Raw genomic sequence first — 19,601 nt, 5'->3', positions numbered from 1 at the left:
TGACAGATCGGCTAAGGGTGCCGGACGGCATGCAGGCCGCCACGGCCCTCTGCGGGCGCGGATTATTATCGGAGGCCGAAGGCTACAGATAATCCAGCGATTTCTAAAGCGGTTTTTGTGTTGCCTGTGCCGGCCTCTTCGCGGGCACGCCCGCGAAGAGGCCGGCACAGGAGAAGCGATCAACCCTGCGGCGACATGGCCGCCAGGTGCGAGGCCATGAGCATGGCGAACTCTTCCACGGTCATCTTCTGGCCGTTGAAATCGACCATGCCGTCGGCATAGTGCAGGCTGCTCACCACATCGGTGCCCTGCACCGTGGCCATGCCGCTCTGCAGCGCCATCACGCCGACCATTTCCCCGGCCTGGCTCGATTGCAGTGCGATGGCCTGGGCGTCGGTCTGGCCGTCCAGCAGCGCCTGCAAGGTCGCCAGGTCACCAATCATCGGCTTGGACAGCGACAGCTTGCTCTTCACCTCGGTGATCAGCTGCTTGCCGAGCTGATCGGGTGGCAGGTCGAAGCTGGCCGGGGCGGCAAAGCCCATCGACAGGTCGAAGCGGCTTTCGCCATTGGCAGTCTTGAACGACAGGTTTTCCACCGCCACCCGCGGCTTGGCGGCCAGCAGCTTCTGCAGGTCGGCCTGGAACCGGGCTTTTTCTGCCTCGTCCATCTGGATTTCCGGCATTGGCTCGCCGGCGGCTGCAGCGGCCTCGAACTCCGGCAGGTGCGACTGGTACCACGCCGACAGCGCCTGCAGCGCCGGCGCATTGAGCGAAGAAACGCTTACCGCCATCTGCGCCTTGCCCACCGCCCGGTCATCCCAGCGGATATCCTCGACCTTGTACTCCACGCGGCCACCGACAGTGTCCGCCCCCTCCAGGGTTTGCCGGACATTCTGCTGCAGGCCCTTGACCAGCAGCACCTGCTGCTTGGGCCCCAGGGTGACCTTGGTTTCGGCCAGCGCCAGGTCGACGTTGCCCACATAGATGGCCTCGTGCCCGGTAGCCGACAACTGGCCATTAAGCTTCAGGCCCGTGAGCTCGACCGTGGCTGGCGGCTGGTCATCGCTTACCAGCTTCATCAGCAAACGGTCGGCCTGGCCGCTGAAGGTCGAGGCCTTGCCTTGCTGGTCACCACTGACCTGCAGCTGCATGCCCGAGAAGTCGAGGCGGCTGCCGTCCGCTTCATCAAGCTTGACCGGCGCCAGCTGGATCAGGCTGGTCACATTGCCGCCGTAACCCAGGCTGGTCTGCGCGCTGACCGGAGCCTGCTCGCCGGCGGCCGCGAACCACGGCGCGGTGGTGTCGTCCTTCTGCAGCGTGCTGCTGCTGAATGCCAGCACCGGCATCAGCTTGAACGCCTTGACCCGCGACCAGGGGAACGGGCCGTGCTCGATCTGGTCGGTCACGCCTACGTCGAAGTTCAGCACCTCGCCATCACCCAGGCGGATGTCCCGGGCCTTGAGCCGGTACTGGGCGGTACTGCTGAACCAATGCTGCTCCAGCGACACCCGCTCGATGCTCATGCTGCCGCCGGTGCTCACCAGCGCCTTGTCGAGTTCGGCGTTGCTGCGCGACAGGGCGTTGTCGAGCTCTGTGGGAAGCTGCTTGCCGGTGTACCAGGCGCCAGCGGGGATTGCGACGGCAATAGCGATAGCCAGGCCGGAAAGGATGCCAACTGATTTCTTCATGAATAGAACCGATTGCTGTCCGTAAGGGGTTCGTATGCGGCCCTGGGCCGCAGGACGCCAAGAGTACCACTGCAACCCCAGGCATGGCGCTGGGCCAGCTGGAGAAATTGCGTTTTGGGAAAGGCCTGACATTCGCCGCAAGGCGGCTCACTACTTGTAAATTTTTACGAACACACAAATTGATCAAAATCGCAAAAAAACGCGCAAAAACCGAACAAAAACCTGTTTTGATCGACACATATTTCAAATCAGTAACATTTTGTCATGTTTAACTTGACACCAACCTACGCATCGTTTTTTATTTTCACCACTTTGCGCGCTCCCCCCGCGCCTCCCGCCGCTCCGACATAAAAGGTGAACAACATGGAGCCCACCCGCTCGCCCTTGCCGCATGCGCAATATCCCGTGCCCGTCGTTTACGCCCCGTCGCAGGAGCCATGCCAGCATGCAGCCTGACTACAGCGTTTCCGGCAACAGCCAACTGCGCAAAACCCTGCGCCTCTGGCACGTGATCATCATCGGCCTGGCCTACCTGACGCCGATGACCGTCTTCGACACCTTCGGTATCGTCTCCGGGATTACCGCCGGCCACGTACCCAGCGCCTACATCCTGGCGCTGGCCGGGATCCTGTTCACTGCCGTGAGCTATGGCACCCTGGTCAAACGCTTTCCGCAATCGGGCTCGGCCTACACCTACACCCAGCGCGCCATCAACCCGCACATGGGCTTCCTGGTCGGCTGGTCGTCGCTGCTCGACTACCTGCTGTTGCCGATGGTCAACGCGCTGCTGGCGAAGCTGTACCTTTCGGCCATGTTCCCGGAAGTACCGGAATGGATGTGGGTGGCCGCTTTCGTCACCCTGATCAGCCTGATCAACATGCGCAGCGTGAACCTGGTGGCGCACTTCAACCTGCTGTTCGTGGCGGTGCAGGTGGCGATCATCGCCGTGTTCATCTACCTGTGCGTGCGCGGCCTGGGCGAGGGTGAAGGGCTGGGTACCGCCTGGAGCCTGCTGCCGTTCGCCGACAACCAGACCCAGCTCAGCGCCCTGGCCGCCGGTGCGACCATCCTGTGCTTCTCGTTCCTCGGCTTCGACGCCGTCACCTGCCTGTCCGAAGAAACCCGCGACCCGGGCAAGACCATCCCGCGGGCAATCTTCCTCACCGCCCTGATCGGTGGCGTGGTGTTCATCACCGTGTCGTACTTCATCCAGGCCTACTTCCCGACCATGGCACGCTTCCACGACCATGAAGCGGCCCTGCCGGAAATCGCCCTGTATGTCGGCGGCAAGCTGTTCCAGTCGATTTTCATCGCCTGTACGGTGATCAATACCATCGCCTCGGGCCTGGCCTCGCAAACCAGCGTGTCGCGCCTGCTGTACGTGATGGGCCGCGACAACGTGATCCCGGCCAGCCTGTTCGCCCGCCTGCATTCGCGCTACAAGACGCCAGTGCTGAACATTGCCGTGGTCGGGCTGATCTCGCTGTCGGCGATCTTCTTCGACCTGGTCACCGCCACCTCGATCATCAACTTCGGCGCACTGGTCGCGTTCAGCTTCGTCAACCTGTCGGTGATCAACCATTGCTACCTGCGCGAAGGCAAGCGCCAGGGCCTGGCCAACCAGCTGACCTACCTGGTGGTGCCCACCATCGGCTTCTGCATCATCGTCTCGCTGTGGCTCGACCTGAATGCCAACTCGCTGCTGTTCGGTGGGGTCTGGGCGCTGCTCGGCCTGTTGTACCTGGCCTGGCTGACCAAGGCGTTCCGGGACGCCCCGCCCAACTACATCGCTGAATGACCCATGCTGCCGCCAACGCCCGCGCCTGATCGCGGGCGTTGCATTTGCTCGAAAAGGAAAGCCCTGATGCCGCTGCGTCGCCTCTCCATCCAGTGGAAAATCACCCTGCTCGCCGGCCTGTGCCTGCTGGCTATCGTCGCCCTGCTGGTGACCAACTCGCTGGCCCAGGCCCGGCGCAGCGCGGCACTGGTCAACCAGGCCAGCAGCGAGATGCTCGACAGCAGCGCGCGCCTGCGCCTGCAAACCCTTGCCGAAAACCAGGCGCTGCGCATCCAGCGCTATTTCATGGACGCCTATCAGTACGCCAATGGCTTCGCCCGCCTGGTGCAGGTGCTCAAGGCCCGCAGCGGCAGCGACCTGCGTGCCGAACTGACGCGCCAGGCGCAGGCCAGCCTGGGCGCCAACCCGGATGTGATCGGCCTGTACCTGGTGTTCCAGCCCGACGCCCTTGGCCCGGACAGCCAGTATGTCGGCCAGGATGCCGCAGGCAGCAATGACAGCGGGCGCTTCTCGCTGTACTGGTCCCAGCCCCGCCCCGGCACCCTCGAGTTCGAAGCCATGCCGGAATCGATGCTTGGCGATGCCGGCATCGGCAGCAATGGCGTGGCCAAGAACCGCTGGCTGACCTGCCCGCAGGACACCGCCAGCGCTTGCGTGCTGGAGCCCTACCTCGACGAGGTGAATGGCCGCCAGGTGCTGATGACCAGCATCGCCCTGCCGCTGCTGGAGCATGGCAAGGTGGTCGGTGTGGTCGGCCTGGACATCGGCCTGGCCAACCTGCAGCAGCTGAGCCTGGACGGCCGCAGCGAACTGTTCGACGGCCAGGGCCAGGTCAGTATTGCCAGCGCCACGGGCCTGCTGGCTGGCAATAGCCGCGACGCCAGCACGCTCGGCAATCCGATGGACAAGACGGTCACCGAAGGCCTGCTGCGCGTGGCCCACCCTTTCACACCGATACCCGGCGCTGCGCCCTGGCAAGTGTTGCTGGACGTGCCGGAAAGCGCGCTGCAGGCCCCCGCCGTCGCCCTCAACCAGCGCCTGGGCAAGCACAACCAGAGCGCCAACCTGATCAGCCTGCTGGTGGGCCTGGGCGCTGCGCTAGCCGGCTTGTTGCTGGTCGGGTTGACTGCCCGCGGCGTGTCCCGGCCGATCCTGGCGGTGGCGGCGCGCCTGCAAGACATCGCCAGCGGTGAGGGCGACCTCACCCGGCGCCTGGACTACGCCCGGCAGGACGAACTGGGCCAGCTCACGGGTTGGTTCAACCGCTTCCTCGACAAGCTGCAGCCGGTGATCGCCCAGGTCAAAGGCTCACTGCAGCAAGCCCGCGACACCGCCGACCAGTCGGCAGGCATCGCCAGCCAGACCAGCAACGGCATGCAGCAACAGCACCGTGAAATCGAACAGGTGGCCACTGCGGCCAACGAAATGAGCGCCACCGCCCTGGATGTCGCCCATAACGCTTCGCAAGCAGCCCAGGCCGCACGCGCTGCCGACCAGGCCAGCCGCGAAGGCCTGCAACTGATCGACAGTACGCGCCAGGGTATCGACCGCCTCACCGCCGACATGGACGCCGCCATGGGCGAAGCGCGAGCATTGGAAGACCGCAGCGGGCAGATCGGTTCGGTACTGGAGGTGATCCGCAGCATTGCCGAACAAACCAACCTGCTGGCGCTCAACGCCGCCATCGAGGCAGCCCGTGCCGGCGAAGCCGGGCGTGGTTTTGCCGTGGTCGCCGATGAAGTGCGCGGCCTAGCCCAGCGTACGCAGACCTCGGTGGAGGAAATTCGCCAGGTCATCGAAGGCTTGCAGCAAGGCACCCAGGATGTCGTCGATGCCATGCATGCAGGCCAGCGCCAGGCCCAGGACAGCGCCTCGCGCATGGAACAGGCGCTGCCGGCGCTGCAGCGCATCGGCGAGGCGGTGGCGGTGATCAGCGACATGAACCTGCAGATTGCCTCGGCCGCCGAAGAGCAGAGTGCGGTGGCCGAGGAAGTGAACCGCAACGTGGCTGGCATTCGCGATGTGACCGAATCGCTGGCGGGCCAGGCCGACGAATCGGCGCGCATCAGCCAGGCCCTGAACCGGCTGGCCAACCAGCAGCAGGCGCTGATGGAGCAGTTCCGCGTCTAACCTGTCAGGGCCAATGCGCCTTTTCGCGGGCTTGCCCGCTCCCACAGGTTTTGTACCGACTCCGAAGGCGGCACCGGACCTGTGGGAGCGGGCGAGCCCGCGAAGAGGCCCTGACAGGCGATACAGAATCAATGTTTTTACCGAGCACATCTTATGCAAACCGCAACCAGATCTACCTTCTTCGACATCACCAGCGAGCAGGGCCTGCTACGTACCTCGATCGCCGTCACCCTGTTCATTGCCCTTATCGGTATCGCCTTCGGCCTGGCCTCCGGCTCGTTCTCCATCATCTTCGATGGCGTGTACTCGCTGGCCGACGCCAGCATGAGCGGGCTGTCGCTGGTGGTGGTCAGGCTGATCACTTCGCACACCACCAGCGTGCAGATGTCGCGCAAGCTGCGCGAGCGCTTCACCATGGGCTTCTGGCACCTGGAGCCGATGGTGCTGGCGCTGAACGGCATCCTGCTCAGCAGCGTGGCCATCTACGCACTGATCAATGCCGTCAGCAGCCTGCTGCAAGGCGGGCGCCACCTGGAGTTCGGCATCGCCATGGTTTATGCGGTGCTGACCGTCATCGCCTGCGTGGCCATCGCCACCGTCGAGGCCCGTGCCAACCGCAGGCTGGGCTCGGATTTCGTGCGCATGGACGTCAAGGGCTGGGTGATGTCGGCCAGCATCACCGCCGCCCTGCTGATCGCCTTCTGCTTTGGTTACGCCGTGCAAGACACGCCATGGGAGTGGGTGTCGCCGTACATCGACCCGGCGGTGCTGGCGCTGGTGTGCCTGGTGATCGTGCCACTGCCGATGTCGGTGGTGCGCCAGGCGCTTTCGGAGATTTTCCTGGTGACGCCGGGCGACCTCAAGTTGCATGTTGATGAAGTTGCCAAGGCTTTCGTCGCGCGCCACGGGTTGCAGTCGTACCGCGCCTATGTGGCCAAGGTCGGGCGTTCGCGGGAGATCGAGCTGTACTTCATCGTGCCCAAGGGCATGGCGGCGAAAACCATCGATGAATGGGATGCGTGGCGCAACGAGATCGGGGATGCGGTGGGTGGCGAAGGGCCGGACCGTTGGCTGACGGTGGTGTTTACCGGGGACCCGGAGTGGGCTGAGTAAAGCAGCTGACGGTCACTCGCCCGGTGCAGGTGCAGGAGCGGCCTTGTGTCGTGGTCGGGATGCAACAGCAGTGCATGATCTGCTGGGGCCGCTTTGCGGCCCGATCGCGACACAAGGCCGCTCCTACAAGCGGGCACAAGCCGGTTGATCGTATCTAGGCATTGAAAAACGAAAAAGCCCGCGGCCGTTGCCGGTAGCGGGCTTTGACGTACTGGCTGGTGGATAAGGAGCTTGACGCAACTATCACGCTAACCTCTGCCCACAAGTCGAAAGGCCAGGAGTGGGATTTCGTCGGGCTCTTCGACGACTTACGTCAGACCCGCTCTCACCCGATATCAATCCAGGCCGACGAGATGATGAGCTGAACCTTCTATATGTGGCCGTCACCCGAGCGATGAAGATCTTGGCGATCAACAGTCTGGTGCTGCCCCTTATGGAACGCTACGTCGACGCGCTCGCCCCCGGTGCACGTCAAGCGTGCGGCTGATTAAATAGAGGAAAAAACATGAGCAAGAAAATCGAACACCGCGCTGAGTTTGTCGCTATCCCATTCAAGAACGCGACTAGCGGCGCATGGATCTTCAAGAGCACCTCCTACCATCAGGGCAGTACATCGGTCGCCTAGTTGAATGACCCTCCCCTTCCTTCAAGGGGAGCAAATCTTGGCTTCGCGGTTTACAACAGTTTCGCGACGGATCTCTCCCGCCCCCTCATCCTTGACGATTTTTGCGATTTTGATGTAACACAAACCAGTAACGGCCTCATAGTCAGCTCCGGCCTCTGGAATAAAGTACAGGCTGGTAAAGCACTGATACCTTCGGCTTGATGGTACCCCTGCATAAACCAGAACAATAGGACTGCCCGGCTTAATATAAACTTCGGAGCTATTTTTTACTCTATCACCACCCGGCACTCCCAGCATGCGGTCATTGAACTTACGATTATTTGCAACAGCCAACGACCTTGAATTAACTATTCCAGCACCAGGCACGGACCAATCGACACAGGTACTATCTGGTACCAGGCGAACCGTTTGATCAGTTATAACTCTTAGCCTACTTGAGGTCGCAGCCGACGGCTCCTGGTATGCCGTGGTAAAAGATTTTAGATTTGCCACTGTGGAACAGCCGGACAGCATCAATACCGAAATAAAAATCGAACCACATTTCCAAATGCATTTCTTGTTTTGCATGACTTATGTCCTATAAACTGTCAGCAGACTGGAATACACCACCTCTCGCCATTAACCAAACACGCACTGAACGGACGTTGATTTAGTTCAAGACGGCTGGCACTAACCCGGAAAATGCCTCATGCATATTTCATATGAGGAAGTTGTCTATTCCCCAAAGGACACTGCTCGGACCGGTACAGCTTCGATGAATGGCCGAACCTCCCTCTTCACCATCGCCACTGTTTCTCTCTACATCGTGCCGCATCAGCTTGGACTTAGTATTGCCTCAAGGGCAGGATTGTGATCCTAGTGAAGATTCGCTTCAAGAAGAGATTCCTCTAGTCCTGTCATAAAATCCGAGCATCCTCTGTTTCCTATTTTCTGCTGCGCGTGAAGGGCTGATCCGTTTTCCTAAATCGGTCCCCACCCAAGGTGCAGCTCCATGACTCACAACCGTGCAAGGGAGCGATGATGAGGCGCCCCCAGACTCACCCTGACCGGTCTTCTTACAGCAGCACTCCCGTTCTCAGCATCAGCGGCCATCAGCTCGGCGGCGATTATCGCCTCCACCCGTTCGCCTACCTGCCTTGAGTACAAAGTGGTCGGCATCTGCTACTGGCTGCTCTGCACGCCTGCTGCGGATATCGAGACTACTCCCAGAGAAAACTACCCCCACGGAAATTCGCAGCCTACTCGAACTCGAGTCACCTACCGCCTACGAATTACTCGCCGCGCTACCAAAGCAGAAGCGCCCTGACAAATATCCGCTGGAGCAAATTTCCGCACCTACGACGGAGCTCTCACACGAACTGGGGTGGGATGGCCTGGCACTCTCTGGACTGACCTTGGCCTCCCCCCATGCAGCCTCTCGGAAGACGCTTTCGACCCTGCCACCCTGATGGACATAGCGCCATCGGTCAACGCCGTCGGGTCGTATAGGTGGAGCTGACACCTCAGCTATAACTGCAGTTTTTTAAAGCATGCCGGAATAGGTAGGACTGGCCGTGGCGGAAAAACGATGATCTGCCTCAGCTACGAAGCTGTTTTTGATGATTTTTTCTTTGAGCACTAGGCGCAGGTGGGAGCGGAATGAAGGCAGGTGCTAACGCTGGCTGGACCAACGAAAAAGCCCGCAAACCAATGCAGGCTGCGGGCTATTTCATATTGAATCACGATGAAGCGAGCCTAAGGTTCGCTCCAAACGGCTGCAAGACTAGACATGGCTGGGACAAGCCCTCTTTCTAGCACTCACGAACCGCTGTGAATATGGTGGGTCGTGTAGGATTCGAACCTACGACCAATTGGTTAAAAGCCAACTGCTCTACCAACTGAGCTAACGACCCGTTGGATGGCGCGTATAATACTGATTTCTAACGGGAAATCAACACCCCACCACAACTTTTTTTAAAAATATCGCGTCGGGTCGGCAACACCGGCGGCCTTGAAGCCTTCGGCACGCAGGCGGCAGCTGTCGCATTTGCCACAAGCACGGCCGTCATCATCGGCCTGGTAGCAGGAAACGGTCAGGCTGTAGTCCACGCCACGGGCCAAGCCGGCCTGCACGATCTGCGCCTTGCTCATGTTCTGCAGCGGCGCCTGGATACGGAAGCCCTGCCCTTCGACACCGGCTTTGGTCGCCAGGTTGGCCATGCGCTCGAAGGCTTCGACGAACTCGGGGCGGCAGTCCGGGTAGCCGGAATAATCCACCGCGTTGACGCCGATGAAGATATCGCGGGCTTCCAGCACTTCTGCCCAACCCAGGGCCAGCGACAGGAACACGGTGTTGCGCGCCGGCACATAGGTGACCGGGATGCCTTCACCCGGAGCTTCCGGCACGTCGATGCTGCTGTCGGTCAAAGCCGAGCCGCCGATGCCGTTCAGGTTCAGGCCAATCACCTTGTGCTCGACCACGCCCAGGTCGCGGGCAACGCGGGCGGCGGCGTTCAGCTCGGCGCGGTGGCGCTGGCCATAGTCGAAGCTCATGGTATAGCAGCTATAGCCTTCGGCCTTGGCCATGGCGACCACGGTGGCCGAGTCCAGGCCACCGGACAACAGGATTACTGCGCGTTTCTCGCTCATGTGTAGTTGCTCCTCAACGTCCGGGTTCGTCGTTCCACAGCAGCTTGTGCAGCTGCAGCTGAAAGCGCACAGGCAGGTTGTCGGCGACAATCCAGTCGGCCAGCTCGCTGGCGTTCAGCTGGTGGTAGCTGGGCGAAAACAGCACCTCACCAGCACGCTCGGCGAGGTTGTACTGGATGAGTTTGGAAACCGCCCAGTCGTAGTCCTCGCGGGAACAGATAACGAACTTGACCTGGTCGTTGCCGGTCAGCTGCTCGATGTTCTCGTAGCGGTTACGGTGCGACTCCTCGGAGCCGGGGGTCTTCAGGTCGAGCACACGGCTGACCCGGGTATCGGTGCCGGCAATATCCAGCGCACCGCTGGTTTCCAGCGAAACCTCGTAACCGGCGTCACACAGGCGCTGCAGCAATGGCAAGGCGTTGGGCTGGGCCAATGGCTCGCCACCGGTCACGCAGACGTAGCGCGGCTTGAAGCTGGCGACCTGCTCCAGGATCGAATCGAGGGTGCGCAGGGTGCCGCCACTGAAGGCATAGGCACTGTCGCAGTACTGGCAGCGCAGGGGGCAACCGGTGAGGCGCACGAATACCGTGGGCAACCCAGCCGTTCGTGTTTCACCCTGCAAAGAGTAAAAGACTTCGGTGATGCGTAATGTGTCTTGCATGCTCGCCACGGGCGTGACAGCTAAACAGGCTGTCCGCCTCCGTCAGGCACTGTCGCGAACTCGACATAGCGTTATCCGCAACAGCGTGTTTACGAAAAAAGGGCAGTGATTCTAACGAAAAAACCCGCGACAGGCGCGGGTTTCTTTCAAACGGTACGGCTCAGAGCTTCTGCAGGTCACGTTGCGCCAGTTGCGCGGCCGAGGTGCCGGGGTACTGGCTGATGACTTGTTGCAGGATACCCTTGACCTTGTCGGTATGGCCCATGCGGCGCTCGACATCGGCCAGCTTGTACAGCGAATCCGGTACCTTGCTGTGCTTCGGATACTTCTGGCTGACCTGGGCGAAGGCCTGGCTGGCAGCTGGCAGGTCGCCCTTGGCCAGGTTCACCTCACCCAGCCAGTACTGGGCATTGCCGGCATACTGGCTGTTGGGGTACTTGCGCAGGAAGGCGTTGAACGCCTGGCTGGCCTTGTCGAAGTCTTTCTGCTTGATCAGGTCGAAAGCGGCATCGTAGTAGAGTTTCTCTTTCGCCGGATCACCGGGCTCGCTACTGGCGGCCGGTTGTTGCGCAGCAGCACCTGCTGCTGCATCGGGGGCGGCACTGGAGGCACCACCACCGGAGGAATTGTCAGGGGTCGCGGCAGGCGCGGCGCCACTGTTGATGCGACGGTCCAGGTCCTGGTAACGCTCCAGGTTTTCCTGCTTCATGCGCGACACATCGTTCTGCAGCTCTTCGATGATGCCTTGCTGGCGGGAAAGCTGATCCTGCATCTGTTGCAGCTGCATGAACAGCTGGCCCTGTGCAGAGGCAGGGGCCGAAGCCCCTGACCCGGCATAGGCGCCGCTCGTGCCATAACCCGCGGGCGGATAACTGCCCCCGTTGTCATCAACTACAGGAACCTCAGCCCAGGCCGCGAGCGGCAGGCTGAGTGCGAGGACGGTTACTACACGGCGGCCCATACGCATGAGAACTTACTTACGCAGTTCTACGCGACGGTTCTGAGCCCAGGACTGCTCGTCGTTGCCAGTGGCAACCGGACGCTCTTCACCGTAGGAGACCAGTTCCAGCTGAGCAGGGGAAACGCCCTGCAGAACCAGGTAGCGCTGGACGGCCTTGGCACGACGCTCACCCAGAGCCATGTTGTACTCGCGGGTGCCGCGCTCGTCGGTGTTGCCTTCCAGAACAACGCGGTTGCCGTTGGCTTTCAGGTCCTTGGCGTGAACGTCCAGAGCGCGCATGGCTTCTGGCTTCAGGTCCGAGCTGTCGTATTCGAAGTAGAAGGTGGTGATTGCGCGCAGAGCAGCTTCTTCGCTCAGGGAGCCGTCAACAGCACCAGCGTTGGCACCGTAGCCAGCGTTCGGGTCTACAGCAGCGCCTTCGCCTGCGTTGTCACCGCCCTTCGAGGAGCAACCTACAGCTACGGCCATGGCCAGAGCCAGCGCAGCAAATTTACCAAACTTCAGCATTTCCATCGTGAAACTCCTAATGAAACCCCAGTGTGTTAAGCAAAAGTATTACGCCGCAATCAGTTCAGGTAAGGGGACCAGGACGGTTCTCTGACTTCGCCTTGAGCGGTAGGAAGTGGGAGCCTCACGCGTCCATTAAGCGACACGAGCATCAAGACTCCCCGGCCCTGCTGGCGGGTGGCGTAGATTAGCATGGTGCCGTTTGGCGCAACAGTGGGAGACTCATCAAGACTCGTCTCCGAGAGAATCTTTACACTTCCGCGCTGCAAATCCTGGGCCGCAACCTTGAAGTTGGTGAAGCCCTGCTGGCGATGGATCATCACCAGGGTCTTTTCGTCCGCCGACAGTTTCGGGTTGGCGTTGTAGTTACCGACGAAAGTGACGCGCTCGGCACCACCGCCACCGACCGACTGCTTGTAGATCTGCGGCTTGCCGCCACGGTCGGAGGTGAAGTACAGGGTGTTGCCGTCCTTGCCCCAGAACGGCTCGGTATTGATACCCGGGCCTGCGGTGACACGGCTGATCTGGCGCGAGGCCACATTCATCACGTAGATGTCCGGGTTACCGTCCTTCGACAGCACGAACGCCAGGCGGGTACCGTCCGGCGACCAGGCTGGTGCGCCATTGAGGCCTTCGAAGTTGGTGACCTGCTCGCGGCGGCCGGTATCGATGTGCTGGATGAAGATGCGTGGGCGCTTCTGCTCGAACGAGACATAGGCGATACGCTTGCCATCCGGCGCAAAGCGTGGCGACAGGATCGGTTCACGCGATTGCAGCAGGGTCACTGCACGTGCACCGTCGTAGTCCGAACGCTGCAGGGTGTAGCGGGTGTTGTTGGTGGAGAAACGCTCGGCCGTCACGTACAGCATGCGGGTGGAGAACGCACCCTTGATGCCGGTGAGCTTCTCGAACGACTGGTCGGAAATGTAGTGGGCCATGTCACGCAGCTGGTCGACGCTGCCCGCCACGCTGCCGGTCAGCACTTGCTGCTCGGTGGCGACGTTGAACAGCGCGTACTGCACCTGCAGGCGACCGCCCGACGGCACGATGCTGCCGACCATCACATACTGTGCGCCCAGTGCTTTCCAGTCACGGAAGATCACTTCGCTGGCCTGCGACGGCTGGCTGATCATGTTCTGCCGCGGAATCGGCGAGTAGTAGCCGGAGTTGCGCAGGTCGTTACCGATGATGTCGGCCATGTCTTCCGGCAGCACGCTGCCGCCCTGCAGACCGAACGGCACTACCGCGATGGGGGTGGCCCGGTCGCTGCCGCTGGTGACCAGGATGTTCTTTTCCTCTGCCACGGCCATGCCTGCCACGCAGCACAGCATGACCAGCAGCCCTCTCAGACGTTTAATCACAACGCTAGATCCTCAGGTGTAAATGTCATCTTGAACGAACGATATTGGTTGAAATCGCTCGGCTTCATACCCTGCATTTCGGTCAGGCGACCGATGTTCTTCACCGCAGCCACCGCCGAACTGTCATACGGGCCGTCACCACTGGACCGGGCCACGCTGACGTTGGTGATGGTACCGTCCGGCAACATGTTGATCTGCAGGACCACCGTCATGCCCTTGCGCGCGGAAGGCGGACGTGCCCAGCCCTCGGCCGCGCGCAAGCGGATCAGGTCGTCGAAGTCGCCGGCCACCTGGTCACCCTGCTCGTCGGCCAGCGCCTGCTGCCGTTCGGTGGTGTCGGACAACAGCTCGGCCAGGGCCTGGGCTTTCTTGTCTTCCGCCGCCTTGCGGGCCGCTTCCTGTGCCTTTTTCTTCTGGGCGTCTGCAGCGGCCTTCTTCTTGGCCTCTTCAGCTGCCTTCTTCTTCGCTTCCTCGGCTGCCGCTTTCTTCTTGGCGTCCTCGGCTGCTTTCTTCTTGGCCTCTTCGGCCGCCTTTTTCTTGGCGTCCTCGGCGGCTTGTTTCTTCGCCTCTTCAGCGGCCTCTTTCTTGGCCTCTTCTTCGGCTTTTTTCTTGGCTTCTTCCTCGGCCTTCTTCTTGGCGATGTCAGCCTGCTGCTTCTCGGCGGCTTTCTTCGCCTCCTCGGCCTTCTTGGCTTCGGCGGCTTTCTTGGCCTCGGCAGCCTTGGCGGCTTCGGCAGCGGCTTCGGCTTTCTTGGCTTCGGCAGCCTCGCGGGCCTCTTCGGCCTTTTGAGCGGCGTCGGCTTTCTTTTGTTCCGCGGCCTTCACGGCCTCCTGCTCGACCTTCTTCTGTTCCAGCTGCTCGACCTCGGTCTGGCGCGAAGCGGTTTTCTTCGCTTCCCCGGCAATCTTCTGATTGGTCTGGGTGGTCGCCTGGCTCTTGGACTTGAGCTGGTACAGGGTAGCCTGAACGATCGGCTTGGATGGCGGCAGCTCAGGCGTCATGGCAAAACTGACGAACAGCAGGGCGAACACCAGCACATGCAGGCCGATGGCCCAGATACTGGGCCAGAAGTAGCTTTCCGAGGCGGATGGCTCTCGCTGTTGCATCAGGGCGCCTCGGTAATCAGGCCAACGTTACCGACACCGGCCTTCTGCAACCCGCCCATGGCACCCATGACCGCGCCATAGTCGACAGCCTTGTCGCCACGAATGAACACCTGGGTCTGCTTGCCCTGGTCACGGCCGGCAGCAATGATCTTGGTCACTGCGTCGGTCATGGCTGGCAAGGTCATGGCCTTGTCCATCTGCTTGTCGGTATCGACTTCGCTGCCGAGGTTCCAGTAATAGGTCTTGTCGGCCTTGATGGAGATGGTGAGGATCTGGACGTTGTTGTCCTGCGGCAAGGCTTCGCTGGAAACCTTGGGCAGGTCGACCTTCACGCCCTGGTTGAGCATGGGCGCCGTCACCATGAAGATGACCAGCAGCACCAGCATCACGTCGATGTAGGGCACCACGTTCATCTCGGCGACGGGCTTGCGTTTGTGGCGAACTCGGGCCATGGGCTTCTACCTGATTACTCTTCGCTGGTGTGCACTTTACGGTGCAGGATCGCCTGGAACTCGTCGGCGAAGGTGTAGTAACGACCGATCAGCACTTCGCTGCGCGCCGAGAAGCGGTTGTAGGCGATGACCGCCGGGATTGCCGCGAACAGGCCGATGGCAGTGGCGACCAACGCTTCGGCGATACCCGGGGCGACCGTGGCCAGGGTGGCCTGCTGGGCGCTGGCCAGGCCGCGGAAGGAGTTCATGATGCCCCACACGGTACCGAACAGGCCGATGTACGGGCTGGTCGAACCAACGGTGGCCAGGAACGGCAGGCTCTGCTCGAGTTTTTCTTCCTCGCGCGAAATGGCCACGCGCATGGCACGGGCAACGCCTTCCATGACCGCGTCAGGGTCAACCCCCGGCTGCTGGCGCAGGCGCGAGAATTCCTTGAAGCCGGCACGGAACACCTGCTCGACACCGGAATCCGGGTCCGGGTTGCTGCCTGCCTGACGGTACAGCTTGGACAGGTCGATGCCCGACCAGAAGCGCTCCTCGAAGGCATCCAGCGCACGACGACCGGCGCGCAGCATGGTGCTGCGCTGGAAGATCATGATCCATGAAGTGACCGAGGCGGCCACCAGGGTCAGCATTACCAGCTGTACCACCACGCTGGCATTGCTGACCAGACTCCACATGGAGGTATGGTCGACGACGTTAGCTTCCACGCTTATTCTCCTGCGTTCGATTGATTACCCGAGCCGTCCGCCGCAAAGGCGTCGCGCAGCTCCGGGGGTATGGCTCGGGGTTTGAAAGTGTCGGCGCGCACGGCGGCCACCAGGAACTGCCCTTCGCAGAGCAGCGTTTCATCCTTTTCCCGCCAGACCTGCTGCACGAAGCGCAGGCTGGCGCGATTGAGTTCAGTGACATGCGCGGTGACCCGCAGCTCGTCGTCCAGGCGCGCCGGCGCGTGGTAACGCGCTTCGCTGGAATGGACCACGAACAACAGGTTTTCCCCGGCCAGTTGCGCCTGGGAAAAGCCCAGGTGCCGCAGCCGCTCGGTGCGCGCACGTTCCATGAATTTCAGGTAGTTGACGTAATACACCACGCCACCGGCATCGGTATCTTCGTAATAGACGCGACAACGGTGTGCGAACGGTTCCAGGCCATTTTGCGCGCGCATACTCTAGTGCTTACTCCTCAGCTTGCCAATCCGCTGTGGCAACTGTTTTTTCTTCATTAATGTCTTATTGCCAGCGCACCCTCGGCGTGCCAGCGCTAGGACCACGAAAAGCCGTTTTCGATCTGTCAGTCATCGCCCGTTTCGGAAAAATCCCCACCCTCCCCCAGGCGCCCGGGCACATTCAGGCCAAAGTGCAGGTAGGCATGCCGGGTAACCACACGGCCACGCGGGGTACGCATCATGTAGCCTTGCTGGATCAGGTACGGTTCGAGCACATCCTCGATGGTATGACGCTCTTCGCTGATGGCGGCGGCCAGGTTGTCCACCCCCACCGGGCCACCGTCGAATTTCTCGATCATGGTCAGCAGCAGGCGGCGGTCGGAATGGTCGAAACCGCGCTCGTCGACGTCCAGCAGGTTGAGCGCCATGTCGGCCACGGCCTTGGTGATCTGGCCCTTGCCGCGCACCTCGGCGTAGTCGCGCACGCGGCGCAGCAGGCGGTTGGCAATACGCGGCGTGCCACGGGCCCGGCGGGCGATCTCGTAGGCGCCCTGGTCCTCGATGGCCAGGCCGAGGATGCCGGCCGAACGACTGACGATGGTGGCCAGGTCCCTGTCGCTGTAGAACTCCAGGCGCTGGACGATACCGAAGCGGTCGCGCAGCGGGTTGGTGAGCATGCCGGCACGGGTGGTGGCCCCGACCAGGGTGAACGGTGGCAGGTCGAGCTTGATCGAGCGGGCCGCCGGCCCTTCGCCGATCATGATGTCCAGCTGGAAGTCTTCCATTGCCGGGTACAGCACTTCTTCGACGACCGGTGACAGGCGGTGGATCTCGTCGATGAACAGCACGTCGTGCGGCTCGAGGTTGGTCAGCATGGCCGCCAGGTCGCCCGGGCGCTCGAGGATCGGCCCCGAGGTGCTCTTGACCGACACGCCCATTTCCTGGGCGATGATGTTGGCCAGGGTGGTCTTGCCGAGACCCGGCGGGCCGAAGATCAGGGTATGGTCAAGCGACTCGCTGCGGCCACGGGCGGCCTGGATGAACAGCGCCATCTGCTCGCGTACCACCGGCTGGCCGATGTACTCGTCCAGCCGCAGCGGGCGGATCGCACGGTCCTGGACTTCTTCACGGTCGCGGCCACTGGCGGCGATCAGGCGGTCGGCTTCGATCACTTGGTAATCATCCCTTTCAGGCTGCGGCGGATCAGCTCTTCACTGCTCAGGCCAGCCTTGTCCTTGATCGCGGCGATCGCCTTGCTGGCTTCCTGCGGCTTGTAGCCCAGCGAAACCAGGGCGCTGACGGCATCAGCCTCGGCCGTGGAGCTGCTGCTGACCGGCAGCGGCCCATCGGAGACCAGGGTGAACATGGCTGGCGAGGTTTCCCAGGCCTTGAAGCGGTCCTTGAGTTCGACCAGCAGGCGTTCGGCGGTCTTCTTGCCGACCCCCGGCACGCGCACCAACGCCGACGTGTCCTGGGCCTGCACACAGCGCACCAGCTCGTCGACTTCCAGGCCGGACATCAGCGCCAGCGCCAGCTTCGGCCCCACGCCATTGAGGCGGATGAGCTCACGGAACAGCTCGCGCTCGCGCTTTTCGGCAAAACCGTAGAGCAGGTGGGCGTCTTCGCGCACCACCAGGTGGGTGTGCACGGTGACGCTTTCGCCCACCTTGGGCAGACGGTACAGCGTGGTCATCGGCACTTCCAGCTCGTAACCCACGCCGTTGACGTCGATAATCAGGTGCGGCGGCTGTTTCTCCGCCAGGGTGCCGCGCAAACGTCCAATCACGTTCCGATCCTTCCTCTCGGGGAGCCGGTCAAAGACCGCTCAACCCTATCAGCAAATGCGGCGGGTGCACGTATCACCCGCACAAAATGTGTATCAGGGCATGAAGCGCCTACAGACGCAAGCGCCCGCCGCGTCGCCGCGCCGTGGCCAGGCCGTGCGGCACCAGGCTGGAGCGGGTATGCGCATGGCACAGGGCGATGGCCAGGGCGTCGGAGGCGTCGATCTGCGGCTTTTGCGTCAGTTTCAGCAGGTGCATGACCATCATCATCACCTGTTCCTTGTTGGCCCCGCCGGTGCCGGCTACCGCCTGCTTGACCTGGGTGGCGCTGTACTCGGCGATTTCCAGGCCGGCTTCGGCGGCAGCGACGATGGCCGCGCCACGGGCCTGGCCGAGCTTGAGCGCCGAATCGGCGTTGCGGGCCATGAACACCCGCTCGATGCCCATGGTCACCGGGCCGTGCTGGCTGATGATTTCACTGACACCGCGAAAAACGATCTGCAGCCGCTCGTGCAACTCGCCGCTGCCGGTGCGGATGCAGCCCGACGCCACGTACTCGCAACCACGGGCGGTCTGGCGTACCACGCCATAGCCGGTGATGCGCGAGCCGGGGTCGATACCAAGAATCAGAGTCATAGTGCCCGTCTAAAAATTGATGCATCCCTGCAAACTGTGCCGGCCCCTTCGCGGGTAAACCCGCTCCCACAGGTACTGCACCCCATTCAGGGTCGGTGCAGTACCTGTGGGAGCGGGTTTACCCGCGAAGGGGCCGGCACAAGCGCAGACAAATTTGAAGACCCGGCATGGAACGCCAGGACCACCTTAGCCGAGGTTTTCCATGATCTCATCGGAAATCTGGGCATTGGAGTAGACGTTCTGTACGTCATCCAGGTCTTCGAGCATGTCGATCAGCTTGAGCACCTTCTCGGCACCGTCCTGGTCAAGTTCGGCGCTGGTGGTGGGCTGCATGACGATTTCCGCGTCAGCGGCCTTGAACCCCGCCTCTTCCAGGGCATTGCGCACGGCATAGAAGCTGTTGAACGAGGTGAACACCTCGAACGAGCCGTCATCGTTGGCCACCACGTCATCGGCATCGGCTTCCATCGCCGCTTCCATCAGCGCATCTTCTTCCACGCCGGGGGCAAAGCTGATCTGCCCCTTGCGCTCGAACAGGTACGCCACCGAACCGTCGGTGCCGAGGTTGCCGCCACACTTGGTAAACGCATGGCGCACGGCAGCGGCCGTGCGGTTACGGTTGTCGGTCATGGCCTCGACCATGATCGCCACGCCGCCCGGGCCGTAGCCTTCGTAGCTGAGCTCTTCGACGTTGTCGCTTTCGTTGGTGCCAGCACCACGGGCCACGGCGCGGTCGATGATGTCGCGGCTCATGTTGGCGCCCAGCGCCTTGTCCAGCGCCAGGCGCAGGCGCGGGTTGGAGGCCGGGTCAGGGCCGCCCTGCTTGGCGGCGACCGTCAGCTCGCGGATCCACTTGGTGAAGATCTTGCCTCTCTTGGCATCCTGGCGCTCTTTGCGGTGCTTGATGTTCGCCCACTTGGAATGACCAGCCATAACGACTCCGAATCCTTTGAATCACAAACAGCCCCGCCCCTGTACGGGGCGGG

At 61.8% G+C, this 19,601-nt stretch carries 18 protein-coding genes, 1 tRNA gene and 3 pseudogenes; 6 read left to right on the top strand and 16 right to left on the bottom strand.

From position 1 onward, the window contains the following. Positions 1-179: 179 nt before the first annotated feature. Positions 180-1,688: a YdgA family protein gene (locus JKP78_RS20335; protein ID WP_200627415.1), complete on the bottom strand. Its 1,509-nt coding sequence runs from the start codon at positions 1,686-1,688 to the stop codon at positions 180-182. Positions 1,689-2,133: 445 nt separating this feature from the next. Between JKP78_RS20335 and JKP78_RS20330 the strand changes: the two genes are divergently transcribed. From JKP78_RS20330 to JKP78_RS20315, 5 genes and pseudogenes are all read left to right on the top strand, one after another. Continuing rightward, on the top strand, positions 2,134-3,486 hold the full coding sequence (locus tag JKP78_RS20330) for an APC family permease (protein ID WP_170031531.1): 1,353 nt from the start codon (positions 2,134-2,136) through the stop codon (positions 3,484-3,486). A 3-nt stretch (positions 3,487-3,489) separates the two neighbouring features. After that, positions 3,490-4,758 (top strand): annotated as a pseudogene (locus JKP78_RS25530) (PDC sensor domain-containing protein); the annotation flags it as partial. A 102-nt stretch (positions 4,759-4,860) separates the two neighbouring features. After that, positions 4,861-5,616, top strand: coding sequence for a methyl-accepting chemotaxis protein (locus tag JKP78_RS25525; protein ID WP_442794040.1), 756 nt, complete (start codon positions 4,861-4,863; stop codon positions 5,614-5,616). Positions 5,617-5,769: 153 nt separating this feature from the next. Continuing rightward, positions 5,770-6,729, top strand: a complete 960-nt coding sequence (locus JKP78_RS20320; protein ID WP_200627411.1) for a cation diffusion facilitator family transporter — start codon at positions 5,770-5,772, stop codon at positions 6,727-6,729. A 218-nt stretch (positions 6,730-6,947) separates the two neighbouring features. Next, positions 6,948-7,216, top strand: a pseudogene (locus JKP78_RS20315) (ATP-binding domain-containing protein); the annotation flags it as partial. 159 nt (positions 7,217-7,375) lie between these two features. Here the strand turns inward: JKP78_RS20315 and JKP78_RS20310 are convergent. Continuing rightward, positions 7,376-7,921, bottom strand: a complete 546-nt coding sequence (locus JKP78_RS20310) for a hypothetical protein (RefSeq protein WP_186687923.1) — start codon at positions 7,919-7,921, stop codon at positions 7,376-7,378. A gap of 475 nt (positions 7,922-8,396) precedes the next feature. Between JKP78_RS20310 and JKP78_RS25520 the strand changes: the two are divergent. Further along, positions 8,397-8,537, top strand: a pseudogene (locus tag JKP78_RS25520) (TIGR03756 family integrating conjugative element protein); the annotation flags it as partial. A gap of 633 nt (positions 8,538-9,170) precedes the next feature. Here JKP78_RS25520 and JKP78_RS20305 read toward each other — a convergent pair. The 14 genes from JKP78_RS20305 to JKP78_RS20240 form a co-directional block, all read right to left on the bottom strand. Then, positions 9,171-9,246 (bottom strand) — tRNA-Lys (locus JKP78_RS20305). Positions 9,247-9,307: 61 nt separating this feature from the next. Beyond that, positions 9,308-9,982: a 7-cyano-7-deazaguanine synthase QueC gene (queC, locus tag JKP78_RS20300; protein WP_170031540.1), complete on the bottom strand. Its 675-nt coding sequence runs from the start codon at positions 9,980-9,982 to the stop codon at positions 9,308-9,310. Positions 9,983-9,995: 13 nt separating this feature from the next. Further along, a complete protein-coding gene (gene queE / locus JKP78_RS20295; protein WP_200627409.1) occupies positions 9,996-10,643 on the bottom strand; it encodes a 7-carboxy-7-deazaguanine synthase QueE in 648 nt (215 codons plus the stop codon). 160 nt (positions 10,644-10,803) lie between these two features. Continuing rightward, entirely contained in the window at positions 10,804-11,610 is an 807-nt protein-coding gene (gene ybgF / locus JKP78_RS20290) for a tol-pal system protein YbgF (RefSeq protein WP_170031546.1), read from the bottom strand. A gap of 6 nt (positions 11,611-11,616) precedes the next feature. Beyond that, positions 11,617-12,117 carry a peptidoglycan-associated lipoprotein Pal gene (pal, locus tag JKP78_RS20285; RefSeq protein WP_015271469.1) on the bottom strand — a complete coding sequence of 167 codons (501 nt, stop codon included), beginning with the start codon at positions 12,115-12,117 and terminating at the stop codon, positions 11,617-11,619. Between the two features lie 53 nt (positions 12,118-12,170). Further along, the gene (gene tolB, locus JKP78_RS20280; protein ID WP_189665511.1) at positions 12,171-13,442 is read right to left on the bottom strand and encodes a Tol-Pal system beta propeller repeat protein TolB; all 1,272 of its coding nucleotides are present in this window, start codon (positions 13,440-13,442) and stop codon (positions 12,171-12,173) included. A gap of 26 nt (positions 13,443-13,468) precedes the next feature. Beyond that, positions 13,469-14,578 (bottom strand): cell envelope integrity protein TolA, encoded by a 1,110-nt coding sequence (gene tolA / locus JKP78_RS20275; RefSeq protein ID WP_170031552.1) that lies wholly within the window; start codon positions 14,576-14,578, stop codon positions 13,469-13,471. Continuing rightward, positions 14,578-15,030, bottom strand: coding sequence for a protein TolR (tolR, locus tag JKP78_RS20270; RefSeq protein WP_003254760.1), 453 nt, complete (start codon positions 15,028-15,030; stop codon positions 14,578-14,580). The genes tolA and tolR overlap by 1 nt, the downstream gene beginning before the upstream one ends. A 14-nt stretch (positions 15,031-15,044) precedes the next feature. Continuing rightward, on the bottom strand, positions 15,045-15,740 hold the full coding sequence (tolQ, locus tag JKP78_RS20265) for a protein TolQ (protein WP_170031555.1): 696 nt from the start codon (positions 15,738-15,740) through the stop codon (positions 15,045-15,047). 2 nt (positions 15,741-15,742) lie between these two features. Further along, a complete protein-coding gene (gene ybgC, locus JKP78_RS20260; protein WP_170031559.1) occupies positions 15,743-16,195 on the bottom strand; it encodes a tol-pal system-associated acyl-CoA thioesterase in 453 nt (150 codons plus the stop codon). A gap of 125 nt (positions 16,196-16,320) precedes the next feature. Beyond that, entirely contained in the window at positions 16,321-17,367 is a 1,047-nt protein-coding gene (gene ruvB, locus JKP78_RS20255) for a Holliday junction branch migration DNA helicase RuvB (protein WP_200627407.1), read from the bottom strand. Next, positions 17,364-17,981 (bottom strand): Holliday junction branch migration protein RuvA, encoded by a 618-nt coding sequence (gene ruvA / locus JKP78_RS20250; RefSeq protein ID WP_170031565.1) that lies wholly within the window; start codon positions 17,979-17,981, stop codon positions 17,364-17,366. The genes ruvB and ruvA overlap by 4 nt, the downstream gene beginning before the upstream one ends. Before the next feature lie 109 nt (positions 17,982-18,090). Further along, the gene (gene ruvC / locus JKP78_RS20245) at positions 18,091-18,615 is read right to left on the bottom strand and encodes a crossover junction endodeoxyribonuclease RuvC (RefSeq protein WP_085622805.1); all 525 of its coding nucleotides are present in this window, start codon (positions 18,613-18,615) and stop codon (positions 18,091-18,093) included. Between the two features lie 186 nt (positions 18,616-18,801). Beyond that, positions 18,802-19,548 carry a YebC/PmpR family DNA-binding transcriptional regulator gene (locus tag JKP78_RS20240; protein ID WP_186675974.1) on the bottom strand — a complete coding sequence of 249 codons (747 nt, stop codon included), beginning with the start codon at positions 19,546-19,548 and terminating at the stop codon, positions 18,802-18,804. Positions 19,549-19,601 lie beyond the last annotated feature (53 nt).

Source organism: Pseudomonas sp. LAM2023 (assembly GCF_016620375.1).
GTDB lineage: Bacteria > Pseudomonadota > Gammaproteobacteria > Pseudomonadales > Pseudomonadaceae > Aquipseudomonas > Aquipseudomonas anuradhapurensis.
This window is presented reverse-complemented; position numbering and strand designations above follow the sequence as displayed.

What these genes read in the sequence shown, in the direction of transcription:
- JKP78_RS20330 (WP_170031531.1), top strand. Translation starts at nt 2,134, where the DNA reads ATGCAGCCTGACTACAGCGTTTCCGGCAACAGCCAACTGCGCAAAACC.
- tolR (WP_003254760.1), bottom strand. Translation starts at nt 15,030, where the DNA reads ATGGCCCGAGTTCGCCACAAACGCAAGCCCGTCGCCGAGATGAACGTG.
- JKP78_RS25525 (WP_442794040.1), top strand. Translation starts at nt 4,861, where the DNA reads ATGCAGCAACAGCACCGTGAAATCGAACAGGTGGCCACTGCGGCCAAC.
- queC (WP_170031540.1), bottom strand. Translation starts at nt 9,982, where the DNA reads ATGAGCGAGAAACGCGCAGTAATCCTGTTGTCCGGTGGCCTGGACTCG.
- JKP78_RS20320 (WP_200627411.1), top strand. Translation starts at nt 5,770, where the DNA reads ATGCAAACCGCAACCAGATCTACCTTCTTCGACATCACCAGCGAGCAG.
- tolB (WP_189665511.1), bottom strand. Translation starts at nt 13,442, where the DNA reads ATGCTGTGCTGCGTGGCAGGCATGGCCGTGGCAGAGGAAAAGAACATC.
- JKP78_RS20310 (WP_186687923.1), bottom strand. Translation starts at nt 7,921, where the DNA reads ATGCAAAACAAGAAATGCATTTGGAAATGTGGTTCGATTTTTATTTCG.
- pal (WP_015271469.1), bottom strand. Translation starts at nt 12,117, where the DNA reads ATGGAAATGCTGAAGTTTGGTAAATTTGCTGCGCTGGCTCTGGCCATG.
- ruvC (WP_085622805.1), bottom strand. Translation starts at nt 18,615, where the DNA reads ATGACTCTGATTCTTGGTATCGACCCCGGCTCGCGCATCACCGGCTAT.
- ybgF (WP_170031546.1), bottom strand. Translation starts at nt 11,610, where the DNA reads ATGCGTATGGGCCGCCGTGTAGTAACCGTCCTCGCACTCAGCCTGCCG.
- queE (WP_200627409.1), bottom strand. Translation starts at nt 10,643, where the DNA reads ATGCAAGACACATTACGCATCACCGAAGTCTTTTACTCTTTGCAGGGT.
- ybgC (WP_170031559.1), bottom strand. Translation starts at nt 16,195, where the DNA reads ATGCGCGCGCAAAATGGCCTGGAACCGTTCGCACACCGTTGTCGCGTC.
- JKP78_RS20240 (WP_186675974.1), bottom strand. Translation starts at nt 19,548, where the DNA reads ATGGCTGGTCATTCCAAGTGGGCGAACATCAAGCACCGCAAAGAGCGC.
- JKP78_RS20335 (WP_200627415.1), bottom strand. Translation starts at nt 1,688, where the DNA reads ATGAAGAAATCAGTTGGCATCCTTTCCGGCCTGGCTATCGCTATTGCC.
- tolA (WP_170031552.1), bottom strand. Translation starts at nt 14,578, where the DNA reads ATGCAACAGCGAGAGCCATCCGCCTCGGAAAGCTACTTCTGGCCCAGT.